Genomic DNA, 1386 nt, shown 5'->3' on the forward strand with positions numbered 1-1386 from the left:
CTCGGCATATATGGACCCATCCGGTTTGCAAGACATTCGATAGCGATTTTGAGAAGAGTTCATTGCACCCATATATCCGGCCTGTTATTGAGGTATGCCTCTGGCCCTGATGGATATCTGCTTCTACTGTCCTTATCATCCTTGCGGCTTCATTATGAGCCTATGCCGAGCTAAGGTTTTCAGTAGATCAGTCTGACTGTCTCATCATCAATTCAAGTGTCTTAGCAACTTGCTGGTTGGTTAATTATTAACGTTTATTGAATCTATTCAGCACTATACTGGAAGTCGATATTCTTCGTCATGCGCCGCGATAACCCATGCCATTCTCGCGAGTTTATTAGCGACGGCTACACAGGCTCGGTTAAAACCTCGGCGTTCTGCTAACTGGATTGCCCAGCAACTAAATTTATCCTGTTTATGACAACTGTGCTGTAACACAGCTCTGGCGCCGTGGATGAACAGGGTACGTAAGTAAGCATTTCCCCGCTTGCTTATTCCAAGGAGGTTATCTTTACCTCCACTGCTGTGTTGCTTGGGAACTAAGCCACACCAAGCTGAAAAGTGTCTACCATTACTGAAATCTTTACCATCACCTGCGGCGGCATAAAAGGCGGTAGCGGTGACTGGACCAATACCTGGGATAGTTTCTAAACGCTGGCAAATCACATTGTTCTTAGTTTCTGTGAGCACTTGAACGTCACAACCCTTAAGCCGTTTTTCTATATCACTAAACTCTTCATATAACTGATAAAAAATGGCCCGACCTTTGGTGGTCAGCGCATTGGTTTCATCCGCTAAAATATCTGGGAACTGTACTTTAAAAGCCGATTTACTTTTGGCTATCACAATGCCGTATTCCGCTAACATCCCTCTGACTTGATTGATTAAGGCGGTTGATTGTTTGTTTAAACGCTCACGCATACGGTGAAGCAGTTGTACATCTTGCTGCTCGACGCTTTTGGGTTTTACAAACCGCATGTTGGGTCGCTGCGCAGCTTCAGCGATGGCTAGCGCATCGTTGTAGTCATTTTTATTACCTTGCCGAAAAGGCACCACAAATTGAGGTGCGATTAGCTTGACGTTATGGCCCAACAGCTCAAATTCTCTGGCCCAGTAATTTGCTCCACCACAGGCTTCCATCACAATTAGGCACGGCTCAATTTGAGCAAGAAAGGGAAGCAAGTCCTTGCGTCTAAGCATTTTCTTTTTGATTAACTTGCCAGCTTTATCAACACCAACAGCATGAAAAACAGACTTTGCGATATCTAAACCAATTGTAGTAATCTTCATAAGTGGACCCGTCCTCTTTCTGATGAGTTTTAGCGACTACATCGTGGCCCATTGTGAGGCCGATTAAAAGTGGATGGGTCCATTCCATTATCCATG

1 protein-coding gene is annotated in these 1386 nt (G+C 44.7%); it reads right to left on the reverse strand.

Annotated features, from left to right (window positions below):
• Window positions 1-273: 273 nt before the first annotated feature.
• On the reverse strand, window positions 274-1290 hold the full coding sequence (locus FW758_RS24450; RefSeq protein WP_446446815.1) for an IS110-like element ISSba19 family transposase: 1017 nt from the start codon (window positions 1288-1290) through the stop codon (window positions 274-276).
• Between the last annotated feature and the right edge of the window lie 96 nt (window positions 1291-1386).

The sequence above is a fragment of the Shewanella sp. 1180_01 genome (assembly GCF_052850535.1).